An 18,672-nucleotide genomic window follows, 5' to 3' on the forward strand; every position below is an offset into this window, starting at 1 on the left:
TCCCCGCATGCCATTTAGTGCTACTAAGCGTCAATTCGAAGAGCGACCCATGAACATATCGAAATTTTTCATCGACCGGCCGATCTTCGCGGGCGTACTGTCCGTGCTGATCCTGCTGGCCGGGGTGATCGCCCTGTTCCAGCTACCGATTTCCGAGTATCCCGAGGTCGTGCCGCCTTCGGTGGTGGTGCATGCGCAGTATCCGGGCGCGAACCCGAAGGTGATCGCCGAAACCGTGGCGGCGCCGCTCGAAGAGCAGATCAACGGCGTCGAGGACATGCTCTACATGCAGTCGCAGGCGAACAGCGACGGCAACCTCACGCTCACGGTCACGTTCCGTCTCGGCACCGATCCGGACAAGGCCACGCAGCTCGTGCAGAACCGCGTGAACCAGGCGCTGCCGCGCTTGCCGGAGGATGTCCAGCGTCTTGGCATCACGACGATCAAGAGCTCGCCCACGCTCACGATGGTCGTGCACCTGATCTCGCCGAACAACCAGTACGACATGACCTACCTGCGCAACTACGCGCTCCTCAACGTGAAGGATCGTCTCGCGAATATCCGGGGCGTGGGCGAGGTGCAGTTGTGGGGCTCGGGCGACTACGCCATGCGCATCTGGCTCGATCCGCAGAAGGTGGCGCAGCGCAATCTCACCGCGCAGGATGTGGTCAACGCCATTCGCGAGCAGAACGTGCAGGTGGCGGCCGGCGTGATCGGCGCCTCGCCTAGCGTGCCGGGCACGCCGCTGCAGTTGAACGTCAACGCTCAGGGCCGTCTGCGCACCGAAGGCGAGTTCGGCAACATCATCGTCAAGACGAATCCGGATGGCGGCGTCACGTATCTGCGCGACATCGCGCGCATCGAACTCGCGGCCTCCGAATACGGGCTGCGCTCGCTGCTCGACAACAAGCCCGCCGTGGCGCTCGCGATCAACCAGGCGCCGGGTGCGAACTCGCTCGCGATCTCGGACCAGGTGCGCGCGGCCATGAAGGAGCTCAAGGAGGACATGCCGGCGGGCGTGGACTACCGCATCGTCTACGACCCCACGCAGTTCGTGCGCGCGAGTATCGAGGCGGTCGTGCACACGCTGCTCGAAGCGATCGCGCTCGTGGTGATCGTCGTGATCGTGTTTCTGCAGACCTGGCGCGCGTCGATCATTCCGCTCGTCGCCGTACCGGTGTCGATCGTCGGAACGTTTTCGCTGCTGCTGGCGTTCGGCTTCTCGATCAACGCGCTCTCGCTGTTCGGCATGGTGCTCGCCATCGGGATCGTGGTGGACGATGCGATCGTCGTGGTGGAGAACGTCGAGCGCAACATAGAGCGCGGGCTATCGGCGCGCGACGCCACCTACAAGGCCATGCAGGAGGTGAGCGGCCCGATCATCGCCATCGCGCTCACGCTCGTCGCCGTGTTCGTGCCGCTCGCGTTCATGAGCGGTCTCACCGGTCAGTTCTACAAGCAGTTCGCGATGACCATCGCCATTTCCACGGTGATTTCGGCGTTCAACTCGCTCACGCTCTCGCCCGCGCTTTCCGCGCTGCTGCTGCGCGGCCACGGTGCGAAGGAGGACTGGCTTACGCGCGGGATGAATCGTGTGCTGGGCGGCTTCTTCCGGCGCTTCAACAAGGTGTTCCATCGTGGCTCGGAGGAATACGGGCGCGGCGTGAACGGCGTGCTGCGCCACAAGGGCGCGATGCTGATGGTCTACGTCGTGCTGATCGGTGCGACCGTGCTGATGGCGCGCGTCGTGCCGGGGGGCTTCGTGCCCGCGCAGGACAAGGAGTATCTGATCGCGTTCGCGCAATTGCCGAACGGCGCGTCGCTCGATCGCACCGAAAACGTGATTCGCGACATGAGCGCCATCGCGCTCAAGCAGCCGGGTGTCGAAAGTGCCGTCGCGTTCCCGGGGCTCTCGGTGAACGGCTTCACGAACAGTTCGAGCGCGGGCATCGTGTTCGTCACGCTCAAGCCGTTCAAGGAGCGCCATGGCGAGGCACTGTCGGCGGGGGCGATCGCGGGCGCGCTGAACCAGCAGTACGCGCAGATCAAGGACTCCTTCATAGCGGTATTCCCGCCGCCGCCGGTGCTTGGTCTCGGCACGCTGGGCGGCTTCAAGATGCAGTTGGAGGACCACGGCGCCGTGGGCTACGAAGCGCTCAACCGCGCGACGCAGGACTTCATCAAGCGCGCCGCGACGACGCCGGAGCTTGGCCCGACGTTTTCGAGCTACCAGATCAACGTGCCGCAGCTCAACGTCGATCTGGACCGCACAAAGGCGAAGCAACTGGGTGTTTCGGTAACGGACGTGTTCGACACGATGCAGATCTATCTGGGCTCGCTCTACGTGAACGACTTCAACCGCTTCGGCCGCGTGTACCAGGTGCGCGTGCAGGCGGACGCGCCGTTCCGCCAGAACGCCGACGACATTCTGCAACTGAAGACGCGCAATGCCGCGGGCGAGATGGTGCCGCTCTCGTCGCTTGTGACGGTGACGCCTACGTACGGCCCCGAAATGGTGGTGCGCTACAACGGCTACACCGCCGCCGACGTCAACGGCGGCCCGGCGCCCGGCTACTCGTCGGGCCAGGCGCAGGCGGCGGCGGAACGCATCGCGGCCGAAGTGCTGCCGCGCGGCGTGAAGTTCGAATGGACCGACCTGACGTACCAGCAGATTCTCGCGGGCAACTCGGGCATCTGGGTGTTTCCGATCAGCGTGCTGCTCGTGTTTCTCGTGCTGGCCGCGCTCTACGAGAGCCTCACGCTGCCGCTCGCGGTGATCCTGATCGTGCCGATGAGCGTGCTGTGCGCGCTGACCGGTGTGTGGCTCACCCAGGGCGACAACAACATCTTCACGCAGATCGGTCTGATGGTGCTGGTGGGTCTCGCTTCGAAGAACGCCATCCTGATCGTGGAGTTCGCGCGCGAACTGGAGCACGACGGCCACTCGCCGCTCTCGGCCGCCATCGAGGCGAGCCGCCTGCGTCTGCGGCCGATCCTGATGACGTCGATCGCGTTCATCATGGGCGTCGTGCCGCTCGTGCTTTCGACAGGCGCGGGCTCGGAAATGCGGCATGCAATGGGTATCGCGGTGTTCTTCGGGATGCTCGGCGTGACCGCATTCGGCTTGCTGCTTACGCCGGTGTTTTATGTCGTACTGCGTACGATTGCGGGCGGCAAGATTCATGTCGCGCAGAAGGACAGCGCGCGCGCGGCGCTGCCGACCGTCGACGCTTGAGGGAGAAAAAGAACATGATGAATTACTCGCATTCAGGCAGCGCGACGTGGCTGCGCCGCACGCGTCTGGCCGCCGGCGTGGCGCTCTTCGCGTGGCTCGCGGCGTGTTCGGTCGAGCCGCCTTATCACGTACCGGACGCCGCTGTTCCGGCGGCGTTCAAGGAAGCGCAGCAACCCCCCGCGGGCCCGCACGACGTGGGCACGTGGACACCCGCGCAACCGGCCGACGGCGCGCACCGCGGCCAATGGTGGACCGTATTCGACGATCCCACGCTGAACGCCCTGGAAGAGCAGGCCCAGGCCGCGAACCAGGATCTCAAGGCCGCGGCGGCGCGCGTGCAGCAGGCGCGCGCGGTGACGCAGGCGGCGCGGGCGTCGTGGTTCCCGTCGATCGATGCGGGCTTCGGGCCGACTTATGAGCGTCTCTCGCCGGCCTCGCAGTATCTGCCGCAGAACGCCGACGTGCCCGCGCAGACGCTCTGGCGCGCACAGGGGACGGTCTCGTACGAGGCGGACCTGTTCGGCCGCGTGAGCTCGAACGTGAACGCCGCGCGAGCGGACGCGCAGCAGAGCGAGGCGCTGTTCCTTTCGGTACAGTTGGCCTTGCAGGCCGATGTCGCGCAGAACTACTTCCAGTTGCGCCAGTTCGATTCGGACGTCGATCTGTACCGCCGCACGGTCTCGCTGCGCGAGGATGCGCTCGCGCTCGTCCAGCGGCGCTTCAAGGAAGGCGACATCAGCGAGCTCGACGTTGCGCAGGCGCGCAACGAACTGGCGAGCGCGCGTGCGGATGCCGTGGGCGTCGCGCGCCAGCGCGCCGCTTCGGAACACAGCCTTGCGATTCTGCTGGGTAAGGCGCCGGCCGACTTCACGTTCCCCGAAACGCCGCTCGCGTCCGTCAACGTGCGCGTGCCGCCGGGCCTGCCCTCGACGCTGCTGGAGCGTCGCCCCGACATCGCCGCCGCCGAGCGTTCGATGGCCGCGGCCAATGCGCGCGTCGGGCTCGCGAAATCGGCGTTCTTTCCCAAGCTCGATATCACCGGCCAGTTCGGCTACGAGTCGGCGACGCTCGGCGACCTCTTCATGTGGTCGAGCCGCGCGTTCCTGCTCGGACCGTTCGCCGGTACGGCGCTCACGCTGCCGCTCTTCGACGGCGGCCGCCGCAAGGCCAATCTTGCTCAGGCGCGCGGAAAGTACGACGAGGATGTCGCGCAGTATCGCCAGCAGGTGCTCGTGGCGTTCCGCGAAGTGGAGGACAACCTCTCCGACCTGCGCCTGCTCGACGACCAGATTCACGAGCAGGACGAGGCCGTGAACGCCTCCGAGCGCTCGGCGCATCTCTCGAAGACGCAGTACGAAGAAGGCGAGGTGAGCTATCTGAACGTGATCGACAGCGAGCGTTCGGTGCTGGTCGCGCAACTGCAGGCGAGCCACCTGCAGGGCGACCAGGCGGTGGCGACGGTCAACCTGATCCGCGCGCTGGGCGGCGGCTGGGGCGACATCAAGGCCGACGATCCCAAGCGCGACGGCGGCGCACCGCCTCCCGCACCGCTGGCGTCGCGCCAGGGCTGAAGCGCTTGTACACTTGAGGGACCGATCGCGCGGCGCGTGCCGCGCGGCTTCTTTTCCTCGAGGATCGAACCGTTGGAGTTCCGCCTACCCACCACCGCGACGGCGCCGTTTTGCCCGTCGGAAGTGCAGGGCAGCGTCGCCGTTTCGTCGGCCGCGCCATTCTGGAAGAAGTTCTGGCAGTTCGCGGGCCCCGGCCTGCTGGTTTCCATCGGCTACATGGATCCCGGCAACTGGGCCACCGACATCGAGGCCGGCTCGCGCTATGGCTACAGCCTGCTGTTCGTCGTGGTGCTGTCGAGCCTCGCGGCCATCGCGCTGCAGTGTCTCTCGATGCGGCTTGGCATCGTGACCGGGCACGATCTGGCCGAGCTCTCCCGCACGCGCTACTCGAAACCCGTCGCGATGGGGCAGTGGGTGCTCGCGGAGCTTTCGATCATCGCGTGCGATCTCGCCGAAGTGCTGGGCGGCGCGCTTGCGTTTCATCTGCTGCTGGGCTGCTCGCTGATGGCGGGCGTGGCGCTCACCGCGTTCGACACGCTCATCGTGCTCGGCTTGAAGGGCAAGAACTTCCGCACGCTCGAAGCGATCATGGCCGGGCTCATCGCGACCATCGGCGTGGGCTACGTGATCGAGCTCGCGCTCGTGAAGCCGCACTGGCCCTCGGTGTTCGCGGGCGTGGTGCCGTCGTGGCACGCGATCTCGACGCAGGAGCCGCTTTATCTGGCGATCGGCATCCTCGGCGCCACGGTCATGCCGCACAACCTCTATCTGCATTCGTCGATCGTGCAGACGCGCGCCGTGAAGCGCGACCCCGCGAGCATCGCGCAGGCCATCGGCCTTTCGCGTCTCGACACCATCGCTTCGCTCGTCGTCGCGCTGCTCATCAACGCCGCCATCCTGATTCTCGCCGCGGCCGCCTTCAATGCCACGGGCCACAACCAGGTGACCGAGATCGAAGACGCCTACAAGCTGCTCGCGCCCATTGTCGGCACGGGCGCGGCGGCGGTGCTTTTCGCGGTCACGCTGCTCGCGTCGGGCCAGAGTTCGACGTTCACGGGCACGGTAGCCGGACAGGTCATCATGGAAGGCTTCCTGCAGATGAAGATTCCGTGCTACCAGCGCCGGCTCATCACGCGCGTGCTCGCGCTGATCCCGGCGTTCGCGGGCGTGGCGCTGCTCGGCAACGGGGCGGTGGGCAAGCTGCTCGTCGCAAGCCAGGTGGTGTTGAGTCTGCAACTGCCGTTCGCGCTCTGGCCGCTCATCCGCATGACCGACGACCGCGCGCTGATGGGCGCGTTCGCCAACCGGCTGCCCACGCGCATCCTGGCGTGGGTGCTCTTCGTCGTGATCACGGTCGCGAACCTGTGGCTCGTCTGGCAGACGTTCAGTGGAAATTGAAGCGGCGGGATGGAAACAGCGGGATTGAAGCGGGCGGAAAGGCAACCAGCAGCGGAAGGGAAAGCGCTTTACCGTCCGGCGGAGTGGGTACGCCGGACGGCTTCGCGTCTTGGTCTCACGTCCGGGTGATCCCGGATCTGCTCTCCTCGCTAGGCAGCCTCGGCGATGCCATCCGGCGTTACGACTTCCGGAAGGTCGCTTTCGGTCTGCGTTGCGCCCCGTCGCGCCGCAGCGGCCTTTTTCGTCTTGCCGGCGCGCGAAGGCGGCTGGCATGCGCCGCACACGACGTTGTGCTGCAGGTCGTGGCGGTGCGCGACGAATTTGCCGCCGCAGCGGCAGCAAGGCGTCAGCTGCAGAATATCGGCATCGAAAAACCGCACCAGGGTCCAGGCACGCGTGAGGTCCAGCACGGGCTCGACCTCGCTGTGGCGGCAGTGTTCCACGTACAGCCGGAACCCCTTGGTAAGCGCGTCGAGATGCGAGCAACGCGCTTCGTTCTTGAGGAACAGGTACGTGTTGTAGAACAGCGAAGCGTGAATGTTCGCCAGCCACGTCATGTACCAGTCCGCCGAGAACGGCAGCATCCCCTTCGGCGGCGATACGCCGCGAATCTCGCGATAGAGGCGGATCATGCGGTCGCGCGACAGGGAAAGCTCGCTTTCGAGCACCTGCATGCGCGCGCCCAGCTCGATCAACGCGATCGCGCGGAAAACTTCCTGGGCGTCTTCGGTGAGGCTGCGCCGCGTGGTCATGACGTCGTCCTCAGGCGAATTGGCCGGCGGGTTGTCCTGCAAGCAGGATGGCCGCGTGAGTGGTCGCCACGTCGGTATGCTTCGTGGTCTGCGTAAGCGCGGACAACATCGCATGATCGTCGAAGCGGAAAAAACAAAGGAGCTGGTCGGAAGCGGCCAACCTGACGATCTGCGCGAGCGACAGTCCGCCAAGCAGATCGGCCAGTTCCGACGACAGGCCCAGCCGGAACATGCCGACGGGCTTGTCCTCACGCAACATGCGTTGCGCAAGCATCAGGTACGACAAATTAATTTCGCGGATAGATTCCAGCGTCTCGCTGCTACGGTCCATTTCTCTCTTCCGAAGCCCCGAATTATTAACCCCCCGGCGTTTTCCGCCGTTGTATTTGTCTGGTCTGTTTGCCGGCCCTCGCTCGTGTGTGTTCGGCGGAGCCTGACTGTTTGATACAAGGTGTTACAACTCGTAACACCTTGGGCCGAATTGTATGAGGGCTTATCTCGGAAATCAATCCCTGTCATAAAAAAATAATGAGGGAGCCATGTGCAATTTCGGTAATTTTTTCTTGTACTTGTTCTGCATCAAATTGCGGCTTCTCACAAACCCAAATTGGGCCGGGATTCGGCGCGAAACCTTGTCAATTGGTGGAGTTTAGGGGTACTCGATGCATGCGCAACGAATTGCGCCGCGCTGGATCCGGGCGCATGACGTAAATAAACTTTTTGAAAGGATTTACGAGGTGAGGTAAGAAATGCCGGATGCAGAATTAATAAGTCGGAAGATTTAAATGTAACTGGAGATCCGACCCTCTGATACAGATTCCCCGCGATGGGGACCGGCTCAGGCGGCGTCGTGGAAGGCTAGCCCCAAAGTGTGACGCTGCCCTGCGCGAATCCGGCTCACGCCGTGGCGCAACGTTGCGCGTGCCGCGCCACGCACGCCTTGCAGCGGGCGATGGTGGACTGCGAACAGCACGGCGTCTCCCTTTTCGAGCGGCACCACTTCCACGCGCGACTGGCGCCGCGCCCGCTGCTCGGTCAAGACGAACTCGCCGCCGCTGAAGTCGGCGCCCGGCGTGCTCAGCAGGACCGTTGCCTGGACCGGGAAGACGTGCTCGCCGTAGAGATCCTGATGCAGGCAGTTGTAATCGCCGGGGCCGTATCGCAGCAGCAGCGGCGTGGGGCGCTGCTGGCCCGCCGCGCGGCAGCGCTCGGCGAACCCGGCGTGGGTTGGCGGAAAGCGGGTGTCGAACCCGAGCCAGTCGGCCCAGCGGTTGGCCAATGCGACGAGGCGCGCGTACAGCAGGCCGCGCAATTCGGCTACCGGATCGGGCAGCGGGTAGGCGAAGTACTTGTACTCGCCGCGGCCAAAACCGTAGCGCGCCATGACGATCCGGCTGCGAAACGGCGCCTCGCGGTCGTAGAGCGCGGCTAGCGCGTCGCACTCCGTGTCGTCCAGCAGCTTGGGGATCAGCGTGTAGCCGCGTTCGGTGAGTTCCTCTTCCATGACGTCCCAGGGCAGGGCGTCGAGGCGCGACGCAAGGGTGGGGTCCGGCTGGACGGGCGGGCGCAGGGCGGCGAGAGACATGTCGGCTCCGGGGCAGGGTGGGTAAGGCGGCATGGCGCTAGTGTCGCGCTCACGCCGTGCTGCGCGCACTCCGGGTCTTGCTCTGCCATTCGCGGGACGGGCCTGCCCGGCTCATCGCTCAGCCGGATGTCGATGCGCGCAGCGCCGCGGCGGTTTGCGGATCGGCCGGAAAGAACGCCTCGATGGCGAGTTCCGAAAGCGTGATATCGACGGGGGTGCCGAACACGGTCGTCGTGCTGTAGAACGACAGGTCGCCCAGCGATGTGCGCACGCGCAGCGGCACGGCAATATGGTGGCCGGGCGCTTCGGCGGCGTCCTGCGGGTCCGGTGTGCCGGGAGGCGGCGGGTAGGCCGCCAGTTCGTCGTGGAGCGACACTAGCGCCGGGTCGGCGCTCGCGTCGATCTGGCGTTGCAGCCGCGTGAGCAGATGGGCGCGCCACGCCTGCCAGTTGAGGATGCGCGGCGCAATGCCCTCGGGGTGCAGCGAGAGGCGCAGCGCATTCGCGGGCGCGGCGAGCAGTGCCGGGGAGGCATGGCCGATCAGCGGCGCGAGCGCGCGATTGCTGGCCACGATGTTCCAGTGACGGTCCACGGCCACGGCCGGATAGGGTTCGTGCCCATGCAGCACCAGCTCTACCGCCTCGCGGGCCGCCGCCAGTTGCGGATCGTCGAGCCCGCGCTCGCGGTAGAGCGGCGCATAGCCTGCCGCGATCAGGAGCGCGTTGCGTTCGCGCAGCGGCACGTCGAGCCGCTCGGCGAGATGCATGACCATCTCGCGGCTCGGCTGCGAGCGGCCCGACTCCACGAAGCTCAGGTGGCGGGCCGAAATGCCGGCTTCGACGGCGAGCAGCAACTGGCTCATGCGCCGGCGCTGGCGCCAGTCGCGCAACAGATCGCCGACACTGCGGCGGCCGAGGGCCGCGGACGGCGCCGCGACGAAAGGGGCGAGCGTGTTCATGTCGTGGATTCCAGGTGCGCAATGCCCGCGCGGCGAGGAGGGATAAGGCCAAATATGGCGCGTGCAAATCGCCTAGAATATAACTCTCGATGTGTGTGGCGGCGTGGCGAGGAGAGATTGCCATGAGGGAAACCGTAGCTGCTTATCTGCTGGGCCCAGTCGTGATGCTGGTGGTGTGCGTCGCCATGTGGGCCGTGGCGCGCCGTACGCGGGGCGAGCTCGAGGAGCGCTTTGCCCGGTGGATCGACGCCCATCGCGGCCATGGCATGCGCCACAAGCATTGAGCGTGCCAGGCCGAGACCTTGAGCACGAGGCGGCGAAGCGCAACGCGCGGTCAGCCGCAATGTCTCGCCCATTTCCCCGGTTACTGTGGCTCCTGGCGGTTTTGCCGCGTGCGCAAAATACCTGGGAGTACGAATGATTGCGCAGGCAGTCATGACCACGACGGCCGACGGCCTGTTGACTGGATTGGAGCCGATTGGCATGGCAGCGGGCATCGCGCCGGCGCTTTCGCCCGCGCGGCCCATCGGCGCGCGGGCGCATGCGTGAAGGGATGTGGCGGGAATTGTCTGCGGTGGGCGGGAACTGCGCGCGGATGCGAAGGTCATTCCGTCATCGCATACCGGAGCCCTTCATGACACGACCCGCTGATTCCCTGATCGTCTTCATCGCCCGTCTCGCGCTCTCGATCCTGTTTCTCTGGGGCGGCTGCATGAAGCTGCTGGGTTATGCGGGCTTCGTGGCATGGCTGCATACGAGGGGCGTGCCCTATGCGGCTTTTGCCGCGCCGGTGGCCGTGGCGGTCGAACTGATCGGCGGCTTCGCGATCGTGTTTGGCGTGCGCACGCGTGCAGTGGCTTTCCTGCTGGCCGTGTACGCTATTGCCACTGCGGTCGTCGGCCACGACTTCTGGAACATTACCGACGCTGCATTGCAGCAGGATGCTGCCGTGCACTTCTGGAAGAACGTGGCGATTGCGGGCGGCCTGCTGCTGCTGGGCGTGACGGGGGCGGGACGCGCTTCCGTCGACGGCCTGCGCGCGCCGCGGGGCTCGCTGCGCGGCTGAGGCCGCCGGCGCCGGACTTCCACAGAGCGAACAAGGAGCGGGCCTTGATACAGAACTTCGACTTCAACGTGAACGGCAAGACCGAGCAGCTATGCGCGAGTCTTGCCGAAGACGGCTCGAATCGCGTGCTGATTAGCTACGCGGCTACGGCGAGGACGCTCGTGATCCTCGACGCCTCCGGCCTGCTCGGAGCGCTCAAGGCCGAACTCGAGGAGCCCGACCGTTTGATTGCCCATGCCATCCGCAAGGCCGAGAACGAGGGGCTGATCGAACGCGCGGTGGCGAGCGGAGAAATTCAGGAAGCGTCGCTTTAGGCCTCGTTTCGGCGATTCGGTACGAGTCGGCGCGCGCTGCTCCGATTTCGCTTCGCCGCTATCCATCGAGCCGCGACGTTTCGAGCCGCGGCGTTTTCTCCATCCGCGCCGGCGGATGCGCTGCCTCGGCTCTCACGAACCACGCCAGCCCCGCCGCGGCCAGCAGCAGCGCCGTCGAGACGAGCGTTTCGGCGTGCAGGCCGGCCACGACCTGGACGGCTCCGCCGCTGCCCGTCAGGGCGCCGAATGCCGCCACCCCCACCGCGCCGCCTGCCTGCCGCGCCGTGTTGAGGAATGCCGAGGCCGTGCCCGCGCGGGCCGGCTCGACGCTCGCGAGCACGGCGGTCGTCATGGCAGGCACGGCCAACCCCATCCCTAAGGGAATCAGCAGACACGCCGCCATCAGGGCGGCGAGCGCCGTCGTCGCGCCGATGAGGCCAAGCAGGGCATAGCCGCTGCCCGCCACGAGTGCGCCGACGATCATGGGCGCACGCGTGCCGAAGCGCGCGACGGCGTGGCCGCTGGCGATGTTCGAGAGCAGGAACCCGGCGGTGAGCGGCACGAATGCGAGCCCGGCCTGCAACGGCGTTTCGCCGCGCGCGTGCTGCAGGTAGAGCGCGAGCACGAAGACGGTGCCGTAGTAGGTGAGATTCACGCAGACGCCGAACAGCACGGCCGCGCTGAACGTGCGGTGGCGCAGCATGCCGAGCGGCAGCATGGGATCGGCGATGCGCGATTCGAGGAAGACGAACGCGCAGCCGGCGAGGAGCGCCAGGGCAAAGCCTCCCGCCACGGCCGGATGCGCGAAGCCGAGCGGCCGCCATTCGATGACCGCGCCCGTGAAGGCCGTGAGCGCGACGACGGCAAGCAGCTGGCCGCGGACGTCGAGGCTGCGCGGGGGCGCGCTGCGTTGCGGTTGTGGATCGGCGGCGTTGGCTGCGAGGGTCCGTCGCGGTGCGGGAATCCACGCCAGCGTTGCGGCGAGCCCGGCCGCGCAGAGCGGGAGATTGACCAGAAAGATGCTGCGCCAGCCGAACGCCGCGATCAGCAGCCCGCCCGCGACTGGCCCCGCCGCGATCGAAATCGCTCCCGCCGCCGTCCAGAAGCCCACGGCGCGGGCACGCAGCGAGCGGTCGTGGCGGCATGCCTCGTTGAGGAGCGCCAGCGAGTTCGGCAGCATCATGGCGGCGCCCGCGCCCTGCACGGCGCGGGCTGCGATCAGCATGGCCGGCTGGGCGGCGAGACCGCATGCGAGCGAGGCGAACGCGAACACCACGAGCCCGGCGGCGTACAGGCGCCGCGCGCCGTAGCGGTCGCCCAGCACGCCGCCGGAGAGCATTAGCACGGCGAAGGCGAGCGTATAGGCGTCGACGATCCACTGCAGGCGGGCGACGCTCGCGTGGAGATCGGCCGCGAGCCGCGCGAGCGCGATGTTGACGATGGTCACGTCGAGTTGCGTGACGACGAAGCCCACGCTGACGGTCGCGACAATACGCGCGAGCGCGGGCGTGAAGCGGACGAGAGGGCGGTGGTCGAGTTTCATGCGTCCTATGTTAGGACCCGGGTTGGCCGCGACGTTTCAGCGCGACGTGAAGCGTCGAATTCGGCGCGGGTCGGACCCGGCTGGCGATTCCGACTTTAGGAATCGTCTTATGGGCGCGTTTTGCACATCTCCACAGAATTGTGCCAACACCCATCCAACATCCCATACCGACCAACTCGACCCATACGGGGGCTCACTTATGCGGATCGCGATACTGCAGCGCGATGCGGCTCAACGGAGCCAGATCGAGCGCGTGCTCGCCCAGGGCGGTCACACCTGCCTGCCCTTCAGCGACGGCTTTGCGCTGACCAAAGCGCTTGCCGCGTCGACGGTCGACATGCTGGTGCTCGACTGGCAGGGCTCGCGGCTATCCGGCGCCGAAGTGCTCAGGACCGTGCGCGCGGTGAACGGCAGCCATATTCCGGTGCTGTTCGCGTCGGAGGACGCTTCGGACGACAGTATCGTGCGAGCCTTTTCCGTGGGCGCCGACGACTATGTCAGCCTGCCGGTTTGCGCGCCGGTGTTCGGGGCGCGCGTCAATGCGCTGCTGCGTCGCGCGTTTCCCGACCGTTTCGAGCATGCCTCGTTCGACGCGGGGCCCTACCACTTCGACATGCGGCACCAGTCGGTCACGGTAAACGGCAAGACGGTGCTGCTTTCCGGCACCCAGTACCGGCTCGCGTCGCTGTTCTTTGCCAACGTCGGCCGGCTGCTGTCACGCGACCATATTTATGCGATGGTCTGGGGCCGCGAGCTGCAGACCTTGACACGCACGATCGACAGCCATGTGTCCCGTCTGCGCGTGCTGCTGGAAATCGACGACGAGAGCGGCTACCGGTTGCAGCCCGTCTACAAGAGCGGCTACCGGCTGTTGCGCCTGCACGGCGGAGGGCGATCGCTCGCACGCGCCGCGGCCTGCGTTGCCGCATGAGCGCCGCAGATGCCACAGGCATAAAAAAGCCGGCGGTGCGTCTTGCGCACCGCCGGCTTTCTTTGGGATTCGGGCGGGGACGTCAGCGGGCGAGGCCCAGTCCCTGCAGCACGGCGTTGCCTTCCTGGGTCAGGCGGATCTGCGCGGCGCCCGCGGCTTCGGTTGGTACCGTTTCCACCAGCCCGGCTTCCTGAAGCGTCGGGATTTCCGGCTTGGCGTGCGCGTCGATCGGCGCGTGCAAGAGCAGCAGCAGCGTAGCCAGTTCGTGGTGGCTCAAAAGCCGGCGCAGCATCGTGCGTTTTGCGGGCTTCGCCGCAACGGCGCTCACGTTGTTCAATGCGTCCTGCTTCGTCGATTCGAGCCTGCTCACGGGCACCTCCTGCTGCGTTTCTCTTCTGGTCAGCGGATGATGCGGACCAAGACTTAAGCGATTCTTAAAACGGCCTCTCGAAAATGTGTCGCCGTGCTACACGACGTTACAGCGCGTGCCCGGATGTAACGCGCCGCCCTCTCAGGGGGCGCAGGTCTTGCTGGCGGCCTCGATCCAGAGATTGGACGCGTGGCGCTTGCCGGCGTAGAAGCGGTACGTCGTGGCCCCGTTGTCGGCGCGGATCTTGATTACGTTCGAGTCGCCGAAGTCGAGCATCTGGCCCTCCGGCAACGGCGTGGTCTGGAAGCTTGCGCCGTGCCGCGACGCCTCGACCGTCAGACAGGCGATCACGTCCTGGACCGACCGGTTGGTCGTCGTATCGATCACGGGCTGACCGGAATCCGGATTGCTCTGGAACCAGGCACAGGCGCCCAGTGCGAGCGAAAGGGCAAGCGGCAAGACAAGCTTCTTCATATCTCTCCTGTGGAAATGCGCGCGGCATGTCGCGTGGGGCTCGGGTGGCCCGAAAGGTGGCCGGAAAGCAGCCCGAAATTATATCGGCAGCATGCGGCGTGCCGGGTTCTGCCGCGTCCGGGTTTTTCGCTCCGACAGGTTGTGCGGGCACGAGTGTTGCGGCCTCGCGACTGTCAGATTGCGGGTGAGCAAGCAGTCACACAACTTCTTACTTTGCGAGATAGACTATCTGAGAGGTGCCGTTCCGTGATCTGGCGAGACGTCAGGGAGAATACACATGAACCGCCCGTCGATCCGCTTTCCTCTTCGTACTGTCGGCGCGGGCTCGCTTTTGCGATGGGTCAAGTGGGGATTCGTTGTCGGGTTCCTCATGGCCGTCGTCATCATTGCGCGCCTGATTCAGATCGAAATCGACACATCGCGTCTGCAGGCGCGATATCTCTCCGAACTCACGCGCGACATCGGCTACACGGTCGAGAGCGGCCCGAGCCAGCGCATCCGTTTTCCCACTACCCATGGCCCTTATGACGTGCGGCTCGGCTACGCCGAACTGCCCGCATTCGAGCAGCGTCTCGATGCCCGCGGCTTTGTTGTCGCGGAGCAGGCGCGTGATTCGGAGCGCATGCTTTCGCTGGCCGACGAAGGTCTCTTTCTCCCCTATGAAGAAAAGGATCAGGCGGGCGTCGTGCTGCGCGATGCCGACGGCACCATGCTGTTCCATACGCGCTACCCGCAGCGCGCGTACGAGAACTTCGCTGCCGTGCCGCCGCTCGTGCGCGATTCCCTGACGTTCATCGAAGACAAATACCTGCTCGCCGAAGATCAGCCGAACCGCAATCCGGCCATCGACTGGGGCCGCTTCAGTCACGCGCTCGTCGACCAGGGCGCGCGTCTCGTGAACCGTCATCAGCACATGCCGGGCGGCAGCACGCTCGCCACGCAGATCGAAAAATTCCGCCACTCGGACGGCGGCCGTACGGCGACGCCGCCCGAGAAGCTGAGGCAGATCGCGTCGGCTTCGGTGCGCGCCTACCTGAACGGCCCGCAGACCATGCCGGCGCGCCAGCAGATTCTCGTCCACTACCTGAATTCGGTGCCGCTTTCGGCGAAGCCGGGCGTCGGCGAGGTGAACGGTCTCGGCGACGGTCTCGCCGCCTGGTATGGCCGTGACTTCCGCGACGTCAATCGCATCCTGAGCCAGCCGGTCACGGCCGCCACGCTCGACGAGCAGGCGCTCGCGTTCCGCCAGGTGCTCTCGCTCCTGATCGCGCAGCGCGCGCCGTCGTACTTCCTGCAGCACGACAACGCCGCGCTCGCGAAGCTCACGGATAGCTATCTGCGTCTGCTGGCGAGCGGCGGCGTGATCACGCCCGCGCTGCGCGACGCCGCACTCGCGACGCAACTGACGTTCGACACTTCGCCGCCGCCGCCCATGAATGCGACGGCGTCGTATGCCGACCGCAAGGCCGTGCTCACGTTGCGCACGCAACTGATGCAGACGCTCGGCCTGAAGACGCTCTACGACGTCGACCGCCTCGACCTCACCGCCACCGCGACGCTCGACGACGGCGTGCAGCAAGCCGTGAGCCAGCGTTTGGCCGACGCGACGACGAAGGACGGCGCGCGGGCGGCGGGGCTCGTCGGCTTCGAGATGCTGCAGCCCTGGGACGACCCGTCGAAGATCGCGTACAGCTTCACGCTGTTCGAGCGGCGCAACGGCGAGGATCTCGTGCGCGTGCAGACGGATAGCGTGAACCAGCCGTTCGACATCAATTCGGGTGCGCGTCTGAATCTGGGCTCGACGGCGAAGCTGCGCACGCTGATCACCTACCTGCAGATCGTGAGCGACCTGCACGCGAAGTACGGCTCGCTCGACAAGAAGGCGTTGAGCGCGATCCAGCCCGATCCGAGCGACGCGCTCTCGCTCTGGGCGCTCGACTATCTGTCGAAGACGGACGACCGCTCGCTGCAGGCGATGCTCGAAGCGGCGGTGCAGCGCAAGTATTCGGCGAATCCGGGCGAGACGTTCTATACGGGCGGCGGTGCGCAGACCTTCAACAACTTCGAGTCGAGCGACAACGCGCAGATTCTCACGGTGCAGCGTGCATTCCAGCATTCGGTGAACCTGGTGTTCGTGCGGCTGATGCGCGATATCGTCCACTACGAGATGATCCAGACGTCGGGGCCGCCTTCGCAATGGCTCGATGATCCAAACGTGCGCCGCGCCTACCTCACGCGTTTCGCCGACGGCGAGAGCCAGGTGTACATGAAGCGCTTCTACACGCGCTACCAGGGCATGAGCATCGACGACGCCGTCGCGACCCTGTTGCAGCACACGCGCAAGGGTCCTGCGCGCATCGCGACGGTGCTGCGCAGTACCGTGCCGGACGGATCGCAGGCGTGGTTCAACGCGCAGATGCGCGCGCAACTGAAGGGCACGAAGTTCCAGTGGCTCGCCGACGATGACCTCGCGAAGTACTACGAAAAGTACGCGATTGACCGTTTCAACCTCAACGACCGCGGCTATATTGCGGGCGTGCATCCGCTGGAACTGTGGCTCGTGAACTATCTGCGCGAGCATCCCGACGCGACGCTCCCGCAGGTCCAGCAGGACAGCAGGGACGTGCGGCTCTACACGTACAGCTGGCTCTTCAAGACCCGCTACTACGCGACACAGAACCGCCGCATCCGCCGCATGATCGAACTGCACGCCTATGACGCGATCGGCAAGTCGTGGCGCGAGCTCGGCTATCCGTTCGACAACATCACGCCGTCGTACGGAGCGGCCATCGGTGCGTCGGGCGACCGGCCCGCGGCGCTGGCCCAGTTGATCGGCCTCGTGGCGAGCGACGGGCAGAAGCTGCCGACGCATAGCTTCGAATCGCTCGACTTCGCGCGCGGCACGCCTTACGAAACGCGCTTCGTGCACGCGGACGTGAAGCCGCAGCCGCTGATCTCGCCGGAAATCACGCAAGTCGTGCGCGAGCTGCTGGACTCAGTGGTGCAAGGAGGCACGGCGAAGCGTCTTGCCGACGGCATGACCTTCGCCGACGGGCATACGCTGCCCGTGTACGGCAAGACCGGCACCGGCGACCAGCGCTTCAATGTCTATGCGTCGGGCGCGCGGCTGATCGAGTCGCGCAAGGTGAACCGCTGCGCGACGTTCGTGTTCGTGATCGGCGACCGCTTCTACGGCACGATCACGGCCTGGGTCCACGAGCCGTATGCGGCGCGCTATACGTTCACGAGCGCGATGGCGGTGCAATTGCTCAAGTCGATGGCGCCGGCGCTGCAGCCTTTGCTCGACCAGCAGGCTGCGCCGGCGTCGGCCGGCGCGGCGCAGTCCACGGCGAGCGTGGTAAAGGGCGGGGCAAAGAGCGGGCCGATGCAGGTGACGCTGTCTGGCTCGCAGCCGGTTACGCTGCGTCAGATATCCTGGCAGGTGATCTCGGGCGATGCGGACCGGTAGTTACGCGCGCGCTGGATAGCGGGCGAAAGAGAGGCGCCGAAGGGCGCCTCTCTTGCATTGCGAAACTCAGTACGCGCCGGCAGGCGGCGGGGGCGGCGAGCCCGGGGGCGGAGGCGGCAGATAGCGCTGCGCTTGCTGCGGCGGTTGTGTCGTCACCATACGGCCCTGAACGGGAATACGGTTGCCGTTCGCATACATGCACTGCATATACGCGTAGTCGTAGCGGCGTTGCACGTCGTAGGCCGAGCCCTGGGCGCCGCCCATGCCAACCGCGCTGCCGGCGAGCAGGCCCGCGCCCGCGCCGATCGCCGCGCCCTGGCCGCCGCCGAACGCCGCGCCCGCGGCGGCGCCGAGCGCCGTGCCCAGCACGGCGCTGCCGACCGCGCTATTGGTCGCCGCCTGGTTGCTGCCTTCGCCGCCCACCTGCTGGTAGGCGAAGCCGCGGCAGTTGGCGTCGTCGGCGCGGAACTGGTCGAAGGTCTTGCCGCTGCCCGGCAGCGCCATCACGCTCGGCCCCTGCGGAACGACGGCACACGCGCTCAGCAAACCCGCCGTGGCGAGGAGCGCAAGATAAGTGGTCTTCATGTGCAGCTCGATATCGTCAAAAGGTTCAGTTTCCGGGTGCTGTTTGCGCGGGAACCGCGCGCCAGCCCGACGAGCACTGCTTCACGTAGGGATAGTAGGTTTTGGTGGCGTCGCAGTAGTACCACGTGTCGTCGCCGCCGCCGCCGCCCGGCCCGCCCGGGTCTTGCGAATAGGACGGGTCGGGCGCGCCTCCCTGAGGCTGGCCCTGCTCGACATAGTCCGGCGCTTGGGGCGGCGGTGCGACCACCACGGGTGCCGGTGCGTAGTAGTACGGCATGGGAGCGACAGGGTAATACCATGGGCCGCCGACGCCGACATAGACGCCGACATGCGACGCATGCGCTGCGCCGCTCGCGCACGCGATGGCAGTCGCGGCGGCCCCGAGTAACAGTTTCGACCTTCTCACAACGATCTCTCCAGA

The 18,672-nt window shown here is 66.2% G+C and carries 18 protein-coding genes; 9 read left to right on the forward strand and 9 right to left on the reverse strand.

Annotated features, from left to right (window positions below; all coding sequences use genetic code 11):
- The first annotated feature begins 49 nt into the window (after positions 1-49).
- From WJ542_RS24790 to WJ542_RS24800, 3 genes are all read left to right on the forward strand, one after another.
- Complete coding sequence (locus WJ542_RS24790; RefSeq protein ID WP_411192115.1) at positions 50-3,235, forward strand: efflux RND transporter permease subunit; 3,186 nt, start codon at positions 50-52, stop codon at positions 3,233-3,235.
- A 14-nt stretch (positions 3,236-3,249) separates the two neighbouring features.
- On the forward strand, positions 3,250-4,806 hold the full coding sequence (locus WJ542_RS24795) for an efflux transporter outer membrane subunit (protein WP_411192116.1): 1,557 nt from the start codon (positions 3,250-3,252) through the stop codon (positions 4,804-4,806).
- Between the two features lie 72 nt (positions 4,807-4,878).
- Entirely contained in the window at positions 4,879-6,204 is a 1,326-nt protein-coding gene (locus WJ542_RS24800) for an Nramp family divalent metal transporter (protein WP_411192117.1), read from the forward strand.
- 149 nt (positions 6,205-6,353) lie between these two features.
- On the opposite strand, the gene flhC is transcribed toward WJ542_RS24800, so the two are convergent.
- The 4 genes from flhC to WJ542_RS24820 form a co-directional block, all read right to left on the reverse strand.
- Positions 6,354-6,956 carry a flagellar transcriptional regulator FlhC gene (gene flhC, locus WJ542_RS24805; protein WP_411192118.1) on the reverse strand — a complete coding sequence of 201 codons (603 nt, stop codon included), beginning with the start codon at positions 6,954-6,956 and terminating at the stop codon, positions 6,354-6,356.
- A 10-nt stretch (positions 6,957-6,966) separates the two neighbouring features.
- Complete coding sequence (gene flhD, locus WJ542_RS24810; RefSeq protein WP_027795060.1) at positions 6,967-7,287, reverse strand: flagellar transcriptional regulator FlhD; 321 nt, start codon at positions 7,285-7,287, stop codon at positions 6,967-6,969.
- Positions 7,288-7,794: 507 nt separating this feature from the next.
- Positions 7,795-8,541 carry a 2OG-Fe(II) oxygenase gene (locus tag WJ542_RS24815; RefSeq protein WP_411192119.1) on the reverse strand — a complete coding sequence of 249 codons (747 nt, stop codon included), beginning with the start codon at positions 8,539-8,541 and terminating at the stop codon, positions 7,795-7,797.
- 118 nt (positions 8,542-8,659) lie between these two features.
- A complete protein-coding gene (locus WJ542_RS24820) occupies positions 8,660-9,499 on the reverse strand; it encodes a helix-turn-helix domain-containing protein (RefSeq protein WP_411192120.1) in 840 nt (279 codons plus the stop codon).
- Between the two features lie 122 nt (positions 9,500-9,621).
- On the opposite strand from WJ542_RS24820, the gene WJ542_RS24825 reads away from it, so the two are divergent.
- The 4 genes from WJ542_RS24825 to WJ542_RS24840 all read left to right on the forward strand — a co-directional run bounded on the left by WJ542_RS24825 (position 9,622) and on the right by WJ542_RS24840 (position 10,879).
- A complete protein-coding gene (locus WJ542_RS24825) occupies positions 9,622-9,783 on the forward strand; it encodes a hypothetical protein (protein ID WP_411192121.1) in 162 nt (53 codons plus the stop codon).
- Between the two features lie 133 nt (positions 9,784-9,916).
- A complete protein-coding gene (locus WJ542_RS24830) occupies positions 9,917-10,048 on the forward strand; it encodes a hypothetical protein (protein ID WP_411192122.1) in 132 nt (43 codons plus the stop codon).
- A gap of 85 nt (positions 10,049-10,133) precedes the next feature.
- Entirely contained in the window at positions 10,134-10,565 is a 432-nt protein-coding gene (locus WJ542_RS24835; protein ID WP_411192123.1) for a DoxX family protein, read from the forward strand.
- A gap of 44 nt (positions 10,566-10,609) precedes the next feature.
- Positions 10,610-10,879 carry a hypothetical protein gene (locus tag WJ542_RS24840; protein ID WP_411192124.1) on the forward strand — a complete coding sequence of 90 codons (270 nt, stop codon included), beginning with the start codon at positions 10,610-10,612 and terminating at the stop codon, positions 10,877-10,879.
- Positions 10,880-10,937: 58 nt separating this feature from the next.
- Here WJ542_RS24840 and WJ542_RS24845 read toward each other — a convergent pair whose 3' ends face one another.
- A complete protein-coding gene (locus WJ542_RS24845) occupies positions 10,938-12,422 on the reverse strand; it encodes an MFS transporter (protein WP_411192125.1) in 1,485 nt (494 codons plus the stop codon).
- A 199-nt stretch (positions 12,423-12,621) separates the two neighbouring features.
- On the opposite strand from WJ542_RS24845, the gene WJ542_RS24850 reads away from it, so the two are divergent.
- Entirely contained in the window at positions 12,622-13,353 is a 732-nt protein-coding gene (locus WJ542_RS24850) for a response regulator transcription factor (RefSeq protein ID WP_411192126.1), read from the forward strand.
- An 82-nt stretch (positions 13,354-13,435) separates the two neighbouring features.
- Here WJ542_RS24850 and WJ542_RS24855 read toward each other — a convergent pair whose 3' ends face one another.
- Complete coding sequence (locus WJ542_RS24855) at positions 13,436-13,645, reverse strand: hypothetical protein (RefSeq protein WP_411192539.1); 210 nt, start codon at positions 13,643-13,645, stop codon at positions 13,436-13,438.
- A gap of 219 nt (positions 13,646-13,864) precedes the next feature.
- Positions 13,865-14,197, reverse strand: coding sequence for a hypothetical protein (locus tag WJ542_RS24860; RefSeq protein ID WP_411192127.1), 333 nt, complete (start codon positions 14,195-14,197; stop codon positions 13,865-13,867).
- Between the two features lie 277 nt (positions 14,198-14,474).
- Here WJ542_RS24860 and WJ542_RS24865 point away from each other — a divergent pair, with 277 nt between their 5' ends.
- Positions 14,475-17,666, forward strand: coding sequence for a transglycosylase domain-containing protein (locus WJ542_RS24865; RefSeq protein WP_411192128.1), 3,192 nt, complete (start codon positions 14,475-14,477; stop codon positions 17,664-17,666).
- Between the two features lie 66 nt (positions 17,667-17,732).
- Here WJ542_RS24865 and WJ542_RS24870 read toward each other — a convergent pair whose 3' ends face one another.
- Both WJ542_RS24870 and WJ542_RS24875 read right to left on the reverse strand, forming a co-directional pair.
- Entirely contained in the window at positions 17,733-18,251 is a 519-nt protein-coding gene (locus WJ542_RS24870; protein WP_411192129.1) for a YMGG-like glycine zipper-containing protein, read from the reverse strand.
- Between the two features lie 25 nt (positions 18,252-18,276).
- The gene (locus tag WJ542_RS24875; protein WP_411192130.1) at positions 18,277-18,657 is read right to left on the reverse strand and encodes a hypothetical protein; all 381 of its coding nucleotides are present in this window, start codon (positions 18,655-18,657) and stop codon (positions 18,277-18,279) included.
- Between the last annotated feature and the right edge of the window lie 15 nt (positions 18,658-18,672).

The organism is Paraburkholderia yinzeri, assembly GCF_046581065.1.
In the GTDB taxonomy this organism is placed as follows: Bacteria; Pseudomonadota; Gammaproteobacteria; order Burkholderiales; family Burkholderiaceae; genus Paraburkholderia.